17 protein-coding genes are annotated in these 15,751 nt (G+C 73.9%); 12 read left to right on the top strand and 5 right to left on the bottom strand.

All coding sequences use genetic code 11. The features are described from left to right. Positions 1-240: 240 nt before the first annotated feature. Positions 241-1,785: a MocR-like pyridoxine biosynthesis transcription factor PdxR gene (gene pdxR, locus ACWGL3_RS24585; RefSeq protein WP_267945265.1), complete on the bottom strand. Its 1,545-nt coding sequence runs from the start codon at positions 1,783-1,785 to the stop codon at positions 241-243. Between the two features lie 67 nt (positions 1,786-1,852). Between pdxR and ACWGL3_RS24580 the strand changes: the two genes are divergently transcribed. From ACWGL3_RS24580 to ACWGL3_RS24550, 7 genes are all read left to right on the top strand, one after another. After that, on the top strand, positions 1,853-2,797 hold the full coding sequence (locus ACWGL3_RS24580; RefSeq protein ID WP_267945266.1) for a DMT family transporter: 945 nt from the start codon (positions 1,853-1,855) through the stop codon (positions 2,795-2,797). 155 nt (positions 2,798-2,952) lie between these two features. Beyond that, a complete protein-coding gene (locus tag ACWGL3_RS24575; RefSeq protein WP_267950424.1) occupies positions 2,953-3,732 on the top strand; it encodes an SAM-dependent methyltransferase in 780 nt (259 codons plus the stop codon). 795 nt (positions 3,733-4,527) lie between these two features. Next, positions 4,528-5,658: a methyltransferase domain-containing protein gene (locus tag ACWGL3_RS24570; RefSeq protein WP_267945267.1), complete on the top strand. Its 1,131-nt coding sequence runs from the start codon at positions 4,528-4,530 to the stop codon at positions 5,656-5,658. Between the two features lie 590 nt (positions 5,659-6,248). Next, a complete protein-coding gene (locus ACWGL3_RS24565) occupies positions 6,249-6,980 on the top strand; it encodes an alpha/beta hydrolase family protein (RefSeq protein ID WP_267945268.1) in 732 nt (243 codons plus the stop codon). A gap of 238 nt (positions 6,981-7,218) precedes the next feature. Further along, positions 7,219-7,380, top strand: a complete 162-nt coding sequence (locus ACWGL3_RS24560) for a hypothetical protein (protein ID WP_267945269.1) — start codon at positions 7,219-7,221, stop codon at positions 7,378-7,380. A gap of 632 nt (positions 7,381-8,012) precedes the next feature. Next, entirely contained in the window at positions 8,013-8,747 is a 735-nt protein-coding gene (locus ACWGL3_RS24555; RefSeq protein ID WP_452461832.1) for a DUF3159 domain-containing protein, read from the top strand. Between the two features lie 198 nt (positions 8,748-8,945). Next, positions 8,946-9,545 (top strand): DUF7691 family protein, encoded by a 600-nt coding sequence (locus ACWGL3_RS24550; protein WP_267945271.1) that lies wholly within the window; start codon positions 8,946-8,948, stop codon positions 9,543-9,545. Positions 9,546-9,675: 130 nt separating this feature from the next. Here the strand turns inward: ACWGL3_RS24550 and ACWGL3_RS24545 are convergent, their stop codons facing one another. Further along, a complete protein-coding gene (locus ACWGL3_RS24545) occupies positions 9,676-10,266 on the bottom strand; it encodes a helix-turn-helix domain-containing protein (protein WP_267945272.1) in 591 nt (196 codons plus the stop codon). 87 nt (positions 10,267-10,353) lie between these two features. Here ACWGL3_RS24545 and ACWGL3_RS24540 point away from each other — a divergent pair, with 87 nt between their 5' ends. Continuing rightward, a complete protein-coding gene (locus ACWGL3_RS24540; RefSeq protein ID WP_452461831.1) occupies positions 10,354-10,980 on the top strand; it encodes a class I SAM-dependent methyltransferase in 627 nt (208 codons plus the stop codon). A 40-nt stretch (positions 10,981-11,020) separates the two neighbouring features. Then, positions 11,021-11,521 carry a DinB family protein gene (locus ACWGL3_RS24535; RefSeq protein WP_267945274.1) on the top strand — a complete coding sequence of 167 codons (501 nt, stop codon included), beginning with the start codon at positions 11,021-11,023 and terminating at the stop codon, positions 11,519-11,521. Between the two features lie 110 nt (positions 11,522-11,631). Here ACWGL3_RS24535 and ACWGL3_RS24530 read toward each other — a convergent pair whose 3' ends face one another. The 3 genes from ACWGL3_RS24530 to ACWGL3_RS24520 are packed head-to-tail and all read right to left on the bottom strand — an operon-like array spanning position 11,632 to position 13,192. After that, a complete protein-coding gene (locus ACWGL3_RS24530; RefSeq protein WP_267945275.1) occupies positions 11,632-12,363 on the bottom strand; it encodes an ABC transporter permease in 732 nt (243 codons plus the stop codon). Continuing rightward, positions 12,360-13,031, bottom strand: coding sequence for an ABC transporter ATP-binding protein (locus tag ACWGL3_RS24525; RefSeq protein WP_267945276.1), 672 nt, complete (start codon positions 13,029-13,031; stop codon positions 12,360-12,362). Before ACWGL3_RS24525 ends, ACWGL3_RS24530 begins: the two co-directional genes overlap by 4 nt. Then, a complete protein-coding gene (locus ACWGL3_RS24520) occupies positions 13,028-13,192 on the bottom strand; it encodes a histidine kinase (RefSeq protein WP_267945277.1) in 165 nt (54 codons plus the stop codon). The genes ACWGL3_RS24525 and ACWGL3_RS24520 overlap by 4 nt, the downstream gene beginning before the upstream one ends. Before the next feature lie 268 nt (positions 13,193-13,460). Between ACWGL3_RS24520 and ACWGL3_RS24515 the strand changes: the two genes are divergently transcribed. From ACWGL3_RS24515 to ACWGL3_RS24505, 3 genes are all read left to right on the top strand, one after another. Further along, a complete protein-coding gene (locus ACWGL3_RS24515; RefSeq protein ID WP_452461830.1) occupies positions 13,461-14,591 on the top strand; it encodes a sensor histidine kinase in 1,131 nt (376 codons plus the stop codon). After that, a complete protein-coding gene (locus tag ACWGL3_RS24510; protein ID WP_452461829.1) occupies positions 14,579-15,259 on the top strand; it encodes a response regulator in 681 nt (226 codons plus the stop codon). Before ACWGL3_RS24515 ends, ACWGL3_RS24510 begins: the two co-directional genes overlap by 13 nt. Before the next feature lie 66 nt (positions 15,260-15,325). Continuing rightward, positions 15,326-15,697 (top strand): VOC family protein, encoded by a 372-nt coding sequence (locus ACWGL3_RS24505; RefSeq protein WP_452461828.1) that lies wholly within the window; start codon positions 15,326-15,328, stop codon positions 15,695-15,697. The last annotated feature ends 54 nt before the right edge of the window (positions 15,698-15,751 follow it).

The following is a 15,751-nucleotide window of genomic DNA, read 5'->3' as shown; positions in this document are numbered from 1 at the left end:
TTCCCCACCCGGTGGGCGGCGGCCGTCCGCTGTGCCAGGGCCCCGGGCAGCGGCGGGGGCGTGAGCGGGGAGGGCGCGGGAGCCGACGCTGGGGCGGGGAGGGCGTCGGCGTGTTCGCGCGTCGGGGCCCGGTCATGGGCCGCCCGCGTGGGGTCCCCCCGATTTCCAGCGTAGGCGCCCGTCCGCGCCCCCGACCAGCCCCGGCCGCCGCCCTGTGGACAACCTCCGGCCCGCCGCCCCTCAGACGACCCGGCCGAGCCGCGCGACGGCGTCGCGGAGCCGTTCCGGGTCGTGGCCCGCGTAGCTGACCACCAGGCCCGGAGCGCCGGGCGCCGAGCGGTTGCGGCTCAGCGGCTGCACGGCGACCCCCGCGTCCAGGGCGCGGGCCGCGACCTCCTCGTCGTCCGCCCCGTCCGGCAGCATGACCAGCAGGTGGACCCCGGCCGCCACCCCGAGGACCGGGCACCCGGGCATGTATTCGCGCACCGCCGCGACGGCCGCGCGCTGGCGGGCCCGGTGCCTGGTACGCATCGAACGCAGGTGCCGGGCCAGCGTCCCGTCCCTCAGCAGTGCGGCCAGGACGAGCTGGGGCAGCACCGGTGAGCCGAGGTCGGTGGCCCAGCGCCGCTCCACCACCGCGTCGAGCAGCCGCGGCGGCGGGACGAGCCAGCCCAGGCGCAGCGCCGGGGCCAGGGTCTTGGACAGGCTGGAGGTGTAGGCGACGGCGTGCGGGGCGAGGGAGTGCATGGCGCGGACCGGTGAGCGGTCGTAGCGGTACTCGGCGTCGTAGTCGTCCTCGATGACGATCCCGTCCCGCTCCCCCGCCCAGGCCACCAGGTCGCGCCGGCGGCCGGGCGAGAGGACGACACCCGTGGGGAACTGGTGCGCGGGGGTCACGGAGACCGCCGTCGCGGAGGTGCGCGCCAGCCCGGCCACGTCGATCCCCTCGCCGTCCACGGGGACCGGCGTGACGCGGTCCATCCAGTAGCCCAGGATGCGGCGGTTGCCGTCGGCCCCGGGGTCCTCCAGCGCCACCTCCTCCACACCCCGGTCGCGCAACACCTGGGCGAGGAGGCTGAGCGCCCCGGTCACCCCGGCCGACACGACGATCCGCTCCGGAGGGGCGTCCACGCCCCTCGACCTGGCCAGCCAGGCGGACAGTTCGACGCGCAGTTCGGGGGTGCCCTGGGGCGGGGCGTAACCGAGCTGGCGGGCGGTCGCGGTGGCCAGGACCTCGCGCTCGGCCCGCAGCCACGCGCCGCGCGGGAACGCCGCGAGGTCGGGCAGACCGGTGGAGAGGTCCGTGACCTCGGCGGGCGCGGTGCTGCCGGGAGCGACACCACCGGGTCCGGGACCCGGTGCGGTCACGCCGGGGCCGGGCGTCCGCCCGGACCCCTCCCCGGGCCGTCGACCCGGTTCGGGGGAGGGTGCGGCGGCGGGGTCGCCTGTTCCCCCAGCTCCGGGGCGGGAGCCGGCCCCGGACCGGGTGCGGGGCGCCACGCGGGGCGACGGCTCCCGGAGGACGGGGCCCGCCGCCACCGTGGTCCCGGCTCCACGGTTGGCGGCGAGGAGCCCCTCCTCCGTGAGGCGCCGGTAGGCCTCCACGACGGTGCCGCGCGCGAAGCCGAGGTCCTCGGCCAGTGCCCTCGTCGCGGGCATGCGCGCCCCCGGCCCCAGGACACCGGTACCGATCGCCTCGCGCAGGGCGGAGGCCAGCCAGCCGGTGCGCCCACCCCTGGGAACCCCGGCGGCGTCGAGTTGGAGGAAGTCGGAACCCTGGCCCATTTGGACCATTCTATTGCGCCGGACTTGGCCCTGTCGGCGGGACCAAGGAGGGGCCAGTCTGGACCGCATGCAGACAACACCCGTCCCGTCCTCCCCGCGCCCCCGCACCGCCCCCGGCTCCCCCGGCATCCTGTGGGGGCTGTGGCCCGCCCTCGCCGGCATGGCCCTGCTGGGCAGCAGCGTCGCGGTCATCGGAGCAACCGCCGGACTCCCCGCGTTCGGCCTCCAGAGCGCCCGGTACGCCGTCGCCGCCCTCACGGTGGCGGCCCTGGCACGCCTGCTCGGCAAGCGCCTCGTACTCCCCCGGGGCCGCGACCTCCTCTGGGTCACCGGAGGCGCCCTCTCGGGCCTGGTCGGCTTCAACATCGCCGTGGTGATCGGCACCGCGCACGCCGAACCCGCCGTCCTGGGCGCCGCCGTCGCCTGCATCCCGATCGTCCTCTCGGTGGCCGGTCCGCTCACCCGCGGTAAGCGCCCGTCGCGGCGGCTTGTCGCCGGGGCCGTCGTCGTCAGCCTCGGAGCGGTCGCGGTGACCGGCTGGGGCACCGCCGACGCCCTCGGCATCCTCATGGCCCTGTCCCTGATCGCCCTGGAGGCGGGGCTCACCCTGTTCGGCGCACCCGCGCTGCCGCGCATGGGGGCTTGGAGCTACACGGCCTCGACCGCGGCCGTGGCCGCGCTGGTGTTCGCCGTGCTGTCCGCCGCGACCGAGCGCGCGGACCTCGGCCTGCTCCTCACCCCCGCATCGCTGGGGGCGGTCGCCTACCTGGGGGTCGTGGCGACCGCGCTGGCGTTCGTCCTGTGGTTCACGGGTGTGGGGCGCATCGGGGCAGGCGGCGCGGGGCTCGCCGCGGGCGCGGCCGCACCGGCCGCGGCGCTGATCGGAGCCCTGTTCGGCGCGCCCCTCCCCACGGCCGGGACCTGGCTGGGGATGGCGGTGATCGGGCTCGGCCTGGCCGTCGGTCTCGCCCCCCTACGGCGCCGCACGGCGGCCGGTCCCGGGCGGCGGTAGCCGTCCGCCGCAGCTCGCCTGAGACACTGGAGTCCCGTGGTGGCAGGGCTTCCCGCGCTGTGCCACTCTGTTCGACCGGACAGGGTCCCCTCCCCCGGTCGACCCGTGAGGACAGAAGCGAGCCGCATGTGACCCCCTCCGAGGCACGCCCCCCGATGATCGACGCCTCCGTGCCGCAGTCGGCCCGCGTCTGGAACTACTGGATGGGCGGCAAGGACTACTACCCGGCGGACAAGGCGGTCGCCGACGAGATCCTGGAGACGAACCCGCACGTCCTGGAGATCGCCAGGGCCGCCCGCGACTTCCTGCGCCGGGCGATCACCCGGCTGGTCCACGAGCACGGGGTGCGCCAGTTCCTGTGCGTCGGCAGCGAGCTGCCCACGGCGCAGGACGTCCACGTGATCGCGCAGGCGGCGGCCCCGGAGTCGCGCGTGGTCTACGTGGCCGACGACCCGCTCGTGCTGGCGCACGCACGGGCCCTGCTCGTGGGGACCGCGGAGGGCGCGACCGGCTACGTGGGGGCCGACATCCGTGAGACGGGGAGGATCGTCCGGGAGGCGGCCCGGACCCTGGACCTCTCCCGGCCGGTGGCGCTCGTCCTGGCCGGGGTGCTGGCCCACGTCACCGACGACGGGGAGGCCCGTGTCCTGGTGGCCGAACTCATGGCGGCCCTGGCCCCGGGGAGCCTCCTGGTCGTCTCCGACGACACCGACGTGATCCACCCCGAGGAGATGGACGCGATGGTGCGCCGGTGGAACGCCTCGGGCGGGAGTCCCCGCGTGAACCGCACCCCCGAACGGCTCGCGGCGTTCTTCGAGGGCCTGGAACTGCTCGAACCCGGGGTCGTCTCCTGCCCCCGCTGGCGGCCGGACCCCACCGAGGTGGGCTCGGCCAACGACGTGGACGAGCACTGCGGGGTGGGTCGCAAGCCCTGACGCACGCTCCCGCACCTGCGGTGCCGCCCGTGTCCCGCACTGTTCCTGGACGCGGCGCGGCGGTGTGCGCCCGACGATGTGCGACCCGGGCCCCGTCCGGCCACGCGGACCTTCGTGCCGGGGTCAGGGGCAGCGCCTCTGCGCCTCTTCCCGAGCACTGGCCGGAACATGGCCGGACGTGCACTCTCCCAGGTAGATGTGGACGGTCAGAGCGGTCTCACCACTGACGCTGTAGGCGCGGATGCGTGCCGCGTCGGAGGCCGTGGCCGTGACCTCCTGCCGTGAGGCCGGCGTCGGTGAGGGTGTCGGCTCCGGCGCGCCGGCCGCCTGCGGGGAGTCCTGCCTCTGCTGCTCCCAGACCGCGCCCTACCCCCCTCTCCCGACATCCCACCGACCGAGAAGGCCGCTCCCCACACCAGAGGCGCGGCGGGAGAAGGCCGTCGGCGCCGGGCCCGTGGGCCCGGCGCAGCACGACGGCCCATCCCGACGCGCGTGGGGCTCACACCGGCGAAGAAGGGACGCTCAAGGACCCGGCCTTCGCGAGTGAGGCGGCCCGGGAGACTGGCGGTGCCCCTGCTCAACGCGGTGCAACCCGCGCTGTCCGGCATCGGCCGGTCCACTGACAGATCAGTCACGGTGAGTTACCGTCACTCTGAATCCTCTCCCTGAGCGACAGGACAGTGCCATGACGGCCAAACACCAGGGTGCTCCCAAGCCCAGCAAGCCCTACGAACCGCCGCCGCAGTCCCCCGACACGCCGCCCCCGGGCGGCGGAACCCGCGAGAAGCCGAAGTAATGCCCGGGACCGACAACCTGGTCGACGCGCTGACGCGGTCGGGGTACCTGACCGAACCGCGTTGGCGCGACGCACTGCGCTCCGTACCGCGTGAGAAGTTCGTCCCGGCCCGGGCGTGGGCGGTTCCCACGGACGGCGCTCCGCCCCACCCCATCGACCGGGGCCGGGACCCCGACGCCTGGCGTGCGGCGGTCTACACCGACACCGCCGTCGTCACCCAGCTCGACGACGGCGAAGGCGACCTGACCCTCGGCACCGGGACGGGGACCAGCTCCGCGTCCGCGCCGGGCATGGTGGCCGCCTTCCTCGAACTGCTCGACCCCTACCCCGGCGACCAGGTGCTGGAGATAGGCACCGGGACCGGGTGGACGGCCGCGCTGCTGTCCACCGTGCTCGGCGCCGACGCCGTGACCTCGATCGAGGTCGACGAACAGGTCGCCCGGCAGGCAGCGGTGAACCTGGAGCGGGCCGGCCTCACCCCCACCCTCGTCACGGGCGACGGGGCACTGGGCTGGCAGTCGGGCGCCCTCTACGACGGGGTCCACGCCACCTGCGGCGTGCGCGAGGTCCCGATGGCGTGGGTGGAGCAGACCCGGCCGGGCGGCACCGTCGTCGCGCCGTGGGTGCCCGGGTTCGGCCACGGCCACCGTGTGAGACTCACCGTCCTCGACGACAGCCGCGCCGTCGGCCGGTTCGCGGGCGGCAGCACCTACATGCTGATGCGGGCCCAGCGCCCCGCCGGCCCCGACTTCGACGGAGAGGGCTGGCGCGAGGGGTCGACACTGCTCGACCCCCGCCGGGTCATGCGCGCCGCGCCGGGGGCCCACGTCACCGTCAGCGCCATGGTCCCCGGGGTCCAGGCGCACGGAGCCGACGGGGAGGAGGGCGCCTTCCAGGTGTGGATGTGGGACGGCTCCTCCCAGGCCCGCATCGCCTACGACCCCGGCTACGCCCGGACAGGCGTCGAGCAGAGGGGCCCGCGCGACCTGTGGGACGAGGTGGAGAGGGCCTACCTCACGTGGGCGGGATGGGGGATGCCCGGCCGGGACCGGTTCGGGCTCACCGTCACCGCGATCGGCCACCAGGTGTGGATCGACGAGCCCGACAACCGGGTGGCCCCGCCCCCCTGACGGGAAGAGCCCTGCCGGACCGGCACCGGCAGGGCCTTCCCCCACGTCGCCGGGACCCAGCAGCCCTTGAACACCTCCCCCGGCCACGAGGGCTGACGCGTCCCGCCACGCGAGCCGAACCCGGTGGACCACGACGCGATCCCCACATGTGGGGCTCACGAACCGCCCGACTCCAGGTGGTCCCGACCGCCCCGGTTGCCGAGCTGCGCGCCAGGCTGGCGGTGCGCGGTTCACACGGGCGGGGCGAGTTCTACCAGCTGGGCGGCCCCCACCCCGGACACGACGACAACCCGTCCTGGGGGACAGGCGCTCATGTCCTTGACCTTCTCTGCACTTGTTGAGCGAGCGGCTGTGGATCCGTTGGAACTTGCTGGCTGAGCGTGATCGCCTTCGCGGCGGGCCCCGGAGGCTCCGCAAAAACCCGTTGGCGGACCACGGCGACCACTGCTACTTTTCCGGAGGCCGTGCCGGAGAGCGAGGAGGTGGTACCCGTGAACGCAGTATCAACATGGGTGCTCCCCTCCGGGGTCATGGTCGGACGATAGGTCGTCCGGGAGCGCCGCTCAAGAGCACTCCTGAAAGGCACGACCGTGCGATTCACTTCCGAACAGCGCCTCGACGAAGGCGTCCGCGAGCGCGAATTCACTCTCGGCGAGATCCCCGGCATCCTGTGGACGCCCGGATCCGTATCCGCACCGGCCCCGCTGATCCTGCTCGGCCACCCCGGCGGACTGCGCAAGATGTACCCCCGGCTGGCGGAGCGGGCCCGGCACTCCGTGGCGGAGGGCTTCGCCGCGGCCACCATCGAGCTCCCTGGGGGCGGTGACCGGCCTCGTTCGGCCGCCGCCGAGGAGGCCCGCGCCGACTTGCTCCGGGCGCTGGGGGCCGGTGAGCCGGTCAACGACGAGATCGTCGACCGGCTCGTCCTCCCGCTGGTCGAGAAGGCGGTCCCGGAATGGCGGACCGCACTGGACGCCCTCCTTTCGCTGCCCGAGATCGGCGGCCCGGTCGGGTTCTCGGGGGGAGTGATCTCCATCGGCATCCGGCTGGCGGTGGTCGAGCCGCGCATCTCGGCAGCCCTTCTGTTCGCCGGGAGTTTTGTGCCCCGCACCATGTTCGAGGAGGCCCGGCAGGTCACCGTTCCGCTGCAGGTCCTGTTGCAGTGGGACGACGAAGGAAACGACCGGCAGCTGGCCCTGGACCTGTTCGACGCCTTCGGTTCCAGGGAGAAGACGCTGCACGCCAATATGGGCGGGCACACCGGCGTCCCGCAGTTCGAGGGGGACGCCGGGAACCGGTTCTTCGCCCGGCACCTGAAGTGAGGCCGGCCCGCCAGGCCGACAGCAGACGATAGGAGCTGTCGGCCAGATGCCGCTCATCGAGGACAGGTCCCGGCCCACCTCGATGGCGGTGGCCAGCAGATGCACGACCGCCCCGACCGCGGTGGTACCAGCCGGTCGGGGCGGCGCGTCTCCGGATTCCCGCCCGCCCCCTACACCGACCACCCGGACTATGATCCGGCGTGGACTCTCACCTGACCCCCAACCCCCGAGGGAGACCATGAGCACGAAAACGTGGGTCTGGATTTCGTGGGCGACGCTCGCCCTCGCCCTGATCACCCTCTTGCCGGGCGCAGCGTGGTGGGCCTGGGCCATCTGGGCCCTGATCGCCGTCGGCGTCATCACTCTCCACGCCCTGGCTCGGCGCGCTGAACTCATGTAGACACCGAATCCCGCCCCGCTTCCCTGGGGGCGGGCTTCCGTCATCCCTGCGGCGCCTCCATGCAGGCCTGGCCGGCGACCGTCTCGGCGTCGCCCCTCGGCACGTCAGCCTCGCCCCACAACCGCCGGTACGGCTCGGCCTTTCCCGGCGCCGACCAGCCGGTCGAGCATCATCCCGATGAGAGCACGCTGTGAGGGCGGCAGTGAAACGAGCCACGCGACCCCCACACCTCGGGGCGGGCTGAGGCCAACCGCACGGGCACCGGGTCTCCCGAGCGGCTCAGAGCGGAGCGAAGAAAGCTCCGCTCCGCTCCGGGCACGCGCGGCCGACCCCGCCGGAACGGGCCGCGCAGTCCTGGGACCGGGGCGCCGCACGGGCCCGGAGGGGCGGACGTGACCGAAAGGCCGCACTCCCCGGCACGGACGCGGCGGAGAACCGTCAGGGATCGACGGAAAGTTCGATTTTTTCATCGCACAGGATCTCCGCAGGTCAGGAACCCGGAGAGGGTGTCACTCACCGTCGCGCCCGGGGACTTTTCGTGACGAGCAGGTTGACCATGCCGCAACGGCACGGTTTTGACTGGTTCCACAGCGGCACAGAACCACTCACGACGAACCCACCGGGAGGACGCGATGACCGCAGCCAAGGACCTCGACACCGGCCTCACCCACGAAACCTCCCCCGGCCTCACCCCGCCCCCCGTCCCCGGACCCGCCCGCGCCGACGAGGCTCCCGAGCAGCCGGTGGACATGAAGCAGGCCGTGCTCGACGGGTTGGGCGGCCCCTCCGGGATGGTCTACACGACCCTGCCGGTCGTGGCCTTCGCCCTGGCCGTCCCCTTCATGTCGCTCATGGCCGCCATCGGCGCCGCGATCGCCATCGCCGCCGTCCTGGCCGTCTTCCGGATGTGGCGCGGCGAGAAGCTCATGTCCGCGCTGGGCGGGGTGTTCGGCGTCGCGGCCGCCGGCGGGGTCTCCGCCATGACCGGGTCGGCCAACGACTTCTTCCTCATCGGGATCTGGGCCTCCTTCGCCGGAGGGATCGTCACGCTCCTCTCCCTCCTGGTCCGCCGCCCGCTCACCGGCGTCATCTGGAACGCCGTCCACGGCGGCGCCCACCCCTGGCGCGAGGACCGTCCCACCCTGCTCGTGCACGACCTGGCGACCCTCGCCATAACCGCGGTCTTCGCCGGCCGGTTCATCGTCCGCCAGTGGCTCTACGTCGCCGACTCCACCGCCGGCCTGGCCATCGCCGACACCGTGACCGGCTTCCCCCTGACCGCCCTGGCCGCCGTCGCCGTCGTCTGGGCCTTCCGCCGCTCCACCAAGCGCCTGGTCAAGACCGACACCGCCACCGCGCAGGACTGACCGGACCGGCACCGGATCCGGCGCCGGGACCGGGTCGGCCCCGGCCGGCCACAGGAAGGGACGAGGAGGACCGACATGGGATGCAGCGCTCCGACGGAAACGGGCGTCACCGGCACGGGTTCGCTCCCCTGGCCCCTGGAGACCACCGGCACCGACCTCCGCTCCCCGATGTCGTCGCCGGGCGATAGCTTCCCCGCTATGAGCTACTCGCTGACGACATACGTGGTCGACCTCGACGTCCTGCACGCATCCGTGGGGTCGAAGGACGACAAGCTCCGCCGGATGATCGGCGGCCGGTTCAAACAGCACCTGAGCGGCTTCGACGACCAGTTCTCCCACGTCTCCGACGAGGGCGGCCCCTCCATCCGCGACGCGATCCGCGCGGTCATCGAGGGCGGCCCCTTCGACGAGCAGTACGGCTTCGTGTACGGCTACGCCTACAAGTGGATCTGCGCGTTCCACGGCCGCTCCCTGTTCAACAACGACTTCAGCCCCATGAGGTCGGGGTGGCTGGAGACGGTCGACAAGGGCTTGGCGGAGCTGGGGGTGACCGCGGTCGGCGTCGAGGAGTTCAGTTTCGGCTGTGTGCCCTCACCCCTTCCCGCACCCGAGCTCGAGCCGTGCTACGGCGAGTGGAGCCTCACCGAGTGCCGGAAGGCCCTCGAACAGTGGGAGGCCGTCACCGAGGAGCGCAGGGCCGCCCTCGACCCCTCCGTCCTGAGCGCCGCCGAGTCCTGCATGGACTGGTGCCGGACCGCGGTCGCGGCCGGTCGGGGCGTCGCGGGGTTCTTCTTCTGAGCAGTGTTCGGGCCCGCTCCGGGGCTGCGGTGAGCCGCGGGGCGGGCCCGAGCCGTGCGCGGCTCCCGGCCCCGGGAGCGGGGCGGCCGGGGGCTCCCGCCCGGGCGTTCGTCCCGGCCCCGACCGCGTCTCAGCTGCCCTGGGACGCGGTACCCGTGCGCACGTGCGCGCGCACCCCCTGCAGGTCGAACAGGATGAGGAGCTCGACCGCGCCGCCGTCGGCGCTGCCCAGCCAGTGCGGCTGGGACGTGTCGAACTCGGCCACCTCGCCGGGCGGCAGCGTCAGGTCCCGCTCGCCGAGCACGAGCCGCAGGCGCCCGTTGAGCACGTACAGCCACTCGAACCCCTCGTGGGTCTGCGGTGTCGGTTCGAGCGGGGCGGGCACGGCGGGGATGACCATCTTGAACGCCTGCGTGCCGCCCGGCCGCCTGGACAGCGGCACGAAGACCATTCCGAACCGGCGGATCGGCTTCAGGTGGATCCGGGGGTCCCCGGTGCGCGGGGCGCCGACCAGGACGTCCAGGGGGACGTCGTAGGTGCGGGCCAGCGGCAGCAGCAGTTCCAGGGTCGCCCGGCGCCGGCCGCTCTCCAGCCGGGACAGGGTGCTCTCCGAGACCCCGGTCGTCGCGGCGAGGTCGGCGAGGGTGATGCCGCGCTCGCGGCGCAGCGCGCGCAGTCGGGGTCCGACCACGTCGAGAACGTCTTCTGTTTCACGGTCCATCCCGCCAGCTTGCCAGAACCGCAAGTTTTCGTGCCAGATCGTGGTGGGTGCGGTGAGACTGGGAGCATTCCGACTGAAGGAGCCCTTATGGACACCACCGATGCGGTCACGTTCTGGAACGACGTCCACTCGTCCCACCCCGCGGCCACCGACCCGCGGCCCAACGCCCGCCTCACCGAGGTGGTCGCGGACCTGCCGCCCGGCCGTGTGCTGGACCTGGGGTGCGGAGGCGGCGGTGACGCACTGTGGCTCGCCCGGCGCGGGTGGCAGGTCACCGCCGTGGACATCTCGGCCGTGGCGGTCGAGCGCCTCACCGGCCTCGCCCGCTCACACGGCCTGGGCGACCTGGTCGCCGCCGAGCGGCACGACCTGGACGCGTCCTTCCCGCAGGGCCGGTTCGACCTGGTCAGCGCCCACTACCTCCAGACCTTCTTCGCCCTGGACCGGGCGGCCGTCCTGCGCTCGGCGGCGCACGCGCTGCGTCCGGGCGGGCGGCTCCTGGTCGTCGACCACGGTTCGGTCGCGCCGTGGTCGTGGAACCAGGACCCCGACGCCCGGTTCCCGTCCCCGCAGGAGGTCGCCGAGGGCATCGCCCTGGACCCGGCGTCGTGGACGGTCGAGCGGGCCGAGGCCCCCCGCCGGCTCGCGACGGGTCCGGACGGGAGCACCGCCGAGGTCACCGACCACGTCCTGATCGTCCGCCGCACCGCCTGACCCGGTGCCGGAAACCGCTCCACCGACGAAGGAGGCCACCGTGCCGACCCTCCACCGCCGCGACCGCCGCGGCGACACCCCTCCGCCGCGGACCGGCGGCGGTGAGGCCGAGGTCCTGCGCGGGTTCCTCGACTACCTGCGGGCCTCGATGGCCGCGAAGGTCGCCGGCGCCCCCGAACCGCAGGTCCGGTCGGCCGGGGTCCCCTCCGGCACGAACCTGCTAGGCCTGCTCGACCACCTGGCCTCCGTCGAGGGCGCGATGTTCCTCGGGCAGGAGGTCACCGACTGGCAGGCGACGTTCCGGGCCGGGCCCGAGGACGGTGTGGCCGACGTCGTCGCCCGCTACGAGAGGACGGTCGAGCGCGCGAACGCCGTTCTCGACGGGTGCGCCGACCTCGGCGCACCGCTCCCCCGGATGCGGCCGGGCCGTCCCGCCCCCAGCGTCCGGTGGGCCCTCGTCCACATGATCGAGGAGACCGGCCGCCACGCCGGCCACGCCGACATCCTCCGCGAGCAGATCGACGGCGCGACCGGGCGCTGATCCCGGTTCCCGGCGCGTGTGCCCCGGCCCGGGCACACCGCCGCGCCGCACGGGCGGACCGGCCCGGGGCACGTCCCCGGGCCGGTCCACCTCCGCAAGACAGCCCCGTGTCAGCGCAGGTACCGGCGGCGCGTGACGACCGCGAGGTTGGCCGCCAGCGGCAGCACGAGGGACAGGGCCGTCACCGCCCAGCCCGCGGTGAGGGCCTGCGCGGGGTCCGGGTAGGCCGCGTCGGGGACGATCATGCCCAGGCTGATCCGGTAGGCGAAGCACGTGGGGATCACGTACGAGAAGTCGGCGGCCATGAACACGAGGGTGGCCACGGTCAGGCCGATCCCGAAGACGTTCACGATGACGACGTTGCGGGTCACCAGCGTCAGCAGGGCGCACAGGAGCGCGACGGAGGCGATCGAGACGCCGACGAGGAGCCAGTAGGCGGCGCTCATCCGCAGGATCCCGGCTCCGGGGTTCTCGACCAGGAAGAACACCACCAGGCCCACGTGGTTCACCGCCGCCATCAGCACCACCAGGGAACAGGCGACGGCCAGCTTCGCCGCCCACAGGGCGGACCTGGAGCGGCCGCAGGTCAGCCACTCGAAGTAGGTGCCGTTCCTGAACTCGGTGTGGAAGCAGGCCGCGACGGTCGCGCACACCACCAGGGGCAGGACCATCGTGTACTGGTTGTGGAAGGTGAAGTAGAAGCGGTCCGGGGTGGGATCCCCGCCGTTCACCGCGTGGTTGGCGACCACCAGGGCGAAGGGGACGACGTTCAGGACCAGGACGGCCCACACGAACCTCTCCCTGCGGATCTTGCGGACCTCGTTGGCGACCAGCGTCCTCATGCGCCCTCCCCCAGGATCGCGGCGTACAGCTCCTCCAGGTCGCCCCGGACCTCGGAGGCGTCCATGCGCCGGACGATCCGGCCCTCCCGCATGAACAGCAGGTGGTCGGCGAGGGAGGCGATCTCGGTCAGGTTGTGGCTGGAGACGATCATGCTCGTCCCCCGTTCGCTCTGGACGGCCCGGATCAGCTCCCTGATGTCGCGGATGCCGAGGGGGTCGAGGCCGTTCGTCGGCTCGTCCAGCAGCACCAGGCCGGGTTCTCCCAGGAGCGCCCGGGCGATGCCGAGCCGCTGCCGCATGCCCAGGGAGGTGCGGGAGAAGCGCAGGTCCGCCCGGCCGCCCAGGCCGACCTCCTCCAGCAGACCGGGGACCTCGCCCAAAGGGGTCCCCAGGTAGCGGGCGTGCAGTTCCAGGTTCTCCCGCAGGGAGAGGCTGCCGTAGAACGCCGGGTACTCGATCAGGCGGCCGATGCGCAGGCCCCTGGCGTGCTCGACGGCTCCGGTGTGGTCGTTGGCGCCCAGGACCGACTTGAGCAGGGTGGTCTTGCCCGAGCCGTTGGGGCCGAGCAGTCCGTACACCCGGCCGGTTTCGACCCGCAGGTCGACGTCCCGGAGCACCTGGTGGCGGCCGTGGGCCATGGAGACGCCGCGGATGTCGAGCAGGGTCACGGGATCACGATCCACAGGCCGAAGAGGACGGCGTAGACGAGGAGCAGGGCGCCGGGGAGGGCGTACCCCTTCGTCCCGCCGGGAGAGAGGAAACGGGCCGCCGCGATGGTGACCGCGCCCGCGAACGCGATCATCGACGCGACCAAGAGCACCGCTGACATGCGACTCCTTGTCGTCGTGGTCGTGCCCCGGACGTGTTCCGGGGCAGCACCGATCACGCTAGGGAGGCGCCGCCGTGGAGGGCAGTGTCCCGGGTGCCGGGCCCGCCGCCCCGGGTCCCGGTCGGGGCCGACCGGGGGCCCGGGGGGCGTGTACCCGGGTACCGGCGGGGTGGCCGCGGGTACCGCCCGGGGAGGACCGCGGTACCCGCTTCCCCGGAGGTCCGCCGCTGCGGAAAACCCCGGTGAACAGCGGCTATACGGTGTGCTCGTGAGGATTCTCGGCAGTCTCGCCCCCTGGTCGACCGTGGTGTTCGCCGCCCTCGCGGCCACCGACTCCTACCTCGGCAACATGATCACCGTTCCCTGGCCCCTCCTGGCGGCCGACGCCGCACTGGGAGCCGTGCTCATCGCGGGGAGCCGCCGGTTCGGGGACCGCCCCTGGGCCCCGTGGCTGGTCGCCGCCGCGCCGGCCGTGTCGTCGGCCTCCGCCGGACTGGCCGCGCTCGCGGTCGCCCGGGAGGCCTCGGGGAGGAGGTGGCGGACGGTCGTGCCCCTGTGCGGGGTCTTCGCCGCCGCCCTGGCCTTGTGCCTGCACAACCCCTGGTCCCCCGTGAGCCCGATCGGGCCCCTGTGGGTCGAGCTGCTGCTCGTGGCCGCCGCCGTCGCCGCCCTGGCCGCGGCCTCGGCCTACCGGGGCGCCCGCGTCGACCTGGTCCGCGTGCTGCGGGAGCGGGCACTCGACGCCGAGCGGCAGCAGCGCTTCCGCGTGGAGAACGCCAGGATGGAGGAGCGCAACCGCATCGCCCGGGAGATGCACGACGTGCTGGCCCACCGGCTCACGCTCATCTCGCTGAACGCCTCCGCGCTCACCCACCGCCCGGACCTCGGTCCCGCCGACCGCGACGCCCTGGCCCGGGAGATCCTCACCAACACCCGCCAGTCGCTCGCGGAGGTCCGCGGCGTCCTCTCCGACCTGCGCTCGGCGGAGGACGGGCACGGGGACCGGCCGCAGCCGACCTTCGACGAGCTCGGGCGCCTGTGGGAGGAGAACCGCAGGGCGGGTGTGCGGCTGCGGGTGCACGACGAGGTGAGCGGCCGTCTCCCGGCGCCCGCGAACGTGGGCCGCCACGCCTACCGCATCCTCCAGGAGGCCCTCACCAACGCCCGCAAGCACGGCGCGCCCGGGCCGGTGGACGTGCGCGTCGTGCCCGAGGCCGGCGGGACCGTCCTCATCGAGGTCGCCAACCCCCTCCCCCGCTCCCCAGCCGAGGGCGCGCCGGACCCGGGGGTGGGGCTCGTGGGGCTGGCCGAGCGCGCCGCCATCTGCGGGGGCTCCCTGGACTGGGGCGAGACGGAGGACCGCTTCGAGCTGAGGGTGCGCCTACCATGGTCGCCGTGAGCGAACCCGTACGAGTGGTGGTCGTCGACGACGACCCGATGGTCAGGCGCGGCCTGCGCCTGCTCCTCGGCGGCGGGCCGGTCGAGGTCGTCGCGGAGGCCGGCGACGGCGAGGAGGCGGTGCGGGTCGTCGCCGAGCACGCCCCCGACGTGGTCCTCATGGACCTGCGCATGCCCGGCACCGACGGGGTGGCCGCGACCGAGCGCATCCGCGGCGCCCCCGGCGCGCCGCCCGTGCTCGTCCTCACCACCCTGGACTCGGACCGCGCCCTGGTCCGCGCCCTGCGCGCGGGCGCGAGCGGCTTCCTGCTCAAGGACGCGCCCCCGGACGAACTCGTCGAGGGCGTCCTCGCGGTCCACCGGCGGCGCCCGCACCTGGCCGACGCGGCCACCCGGAGGCTCATCGACCTCGCCGTCGGGAGCGCCGAGGACGAGGCGCTGCGCGGCGCGCGGGAGCGCGTGGCCGTGCTCTCGGACCGCGAACGCGAGGTGGCGCTCGCCGTGAGCCGGGGCCTGTCCAACACCGAGATCGCCGAGGCCCTCTTCATGAGCGTCAGCAACGTCAAGGCGGTCGTGGGCCGGGTGATGGCCAAGCTGGACGCCCCGAACCGGGTCCTCGTCGCCAACGCCGTGCGCGACGCGCGGCTGGGCGACGGGGGTCGGGGGTAGGTCCGCCCCGGGGACACCTGGGGAGCGTGCGGCCGGTCCGCGGGGCCGTCCTGTAGGGTCCCGGCCATGGGAAGCCGAATCGCAGTGGTCGCCATCGACGCGATCGACGTCAGGGCCGTGGCCGGGTTCTGGAGCCGTGTCCTGGACTGGCCGATCGTGGACGAGGCGGAGGACGGGATCGTCCTCGCCCCGTCCGGGGACGCCGGGATCGGGATCGACGTGTTTCCCGTGCCCGAGCGCAAGACCGTCAAGAACCGCCTGCACCTGGACCTGAGGGTCACGGGCGGGCTGACGGTGGCCCAGGAGCTGGAGAGGCTGAGGGGGCTGGGTGCGGTGACGGTGGACGTGGGGCAGCCCGAGGACGCCCGGTGGACGGTGCTGGCCGACCCGGAGGGCAACGAGTTCTGCCTGCTGCACGGGCGCGACGGGTCCCCCTGAACCGGGGCCGCGCCCCCGGGACCCCGGGCTGAGGGCCGGCCCTCAGCCCGGGGT

Source organism: Nocardiopsis sp. NPDC055824 (assembly GCF_053616335.1).
This window is presented reverse-complemented; position numbering and strand designations above follow the sequence as displayed.

Coding starts and splice junctions, on each gene's coding strand:
- ACWGL3_RS24555 (WP_452461832.1), top strand. CDS start 8,013: ATGACCGCAGCCAAGGACCTCGACACCGGCCTCACCCACGAAACCTCC.
- ACWGL3_RS24570 (WP_267945267.1), top strand. CDS start 4,528: ATGCCCGGGACCGACAACCTGGTCGACGCGCTGACGCGGTCGGGGTAC.
- ACWGL3_RS24520 (WP_267945277.1), bottom strand. CDS start 13,192: ATGTCAGCGGTGCTCTTGGTCGCGTCGATGATCGCGTTCGCGGGCGCG.
- ACWGL3_RS24530 (WP_267945275.1), bottom strand. CDS start 12,363: ATGAGGACGCTGGTCGCCAACGAGGTCCGCAAGATCCGCAGGGAGAGG.
- ACWGL3_RS24540 (WP_452461831.1), top strand. CDS start 10,354: ATGGACACCACCGATGCGGTCACGTTCTGGAACGACGTCCACTCGTCC.
- ACWGL3_RS24575 (WP_267950424.1), top strand. CDS start 2,953: ATGATCGACGCCTCCGTGCCGCAGTCGGCCCGCGTCTGGAACTACTGG.
- ACWGL3_RS24560 (WP_267945269.1), top strand. CDS start 7,219: ATGAGCACGAAAACGTGGGTCTGGATTTCGTGGGCGACGCTCGCCCTC.
- ACWGL3_RS24505 (WP_452461828.1), top strand. CDS start 15,326: ATGGGAAGCCGAATCGCAGTGGTCGCCATCGACGCGATCGACGTCAGG.
- ACWGL3_RS24545 (WP_267945272.1), bottom strand. CDS start 10,266: ATGGACCGTGAAACAGAAGACGTTCTCGACGTGGTCGGACCCCGACTG.
- pdxR (WP_267945265.1), bottom strand. CDS start 1,785: ATGGGCCAGGGTTCCGACTTCCTCCAACTCGACGCCGCCGGGGTTCCC.
- ACWGL3_RS24510 (WP_452461829.1), top strand. CDS start 14,579: ATGGTCGCCGTGAGCGAACCCGTACGAGTGGTGGTCGTCGACGACGAC.
- ACWGL3_RS24550 (WP_267945271.1), top strand. CDS start 8,946: ATGAGCTACTCGCTGACGACATACGTGGTCGACCTCGACGTCCTGCAC.
- ACWGL3_RS24580 (WP_267945266.1), top strand. CDS start 1,853: ATGCAGACAACACCCGTCCCGTCCTCCCCGCGCCCCCGCACCGCCCCC.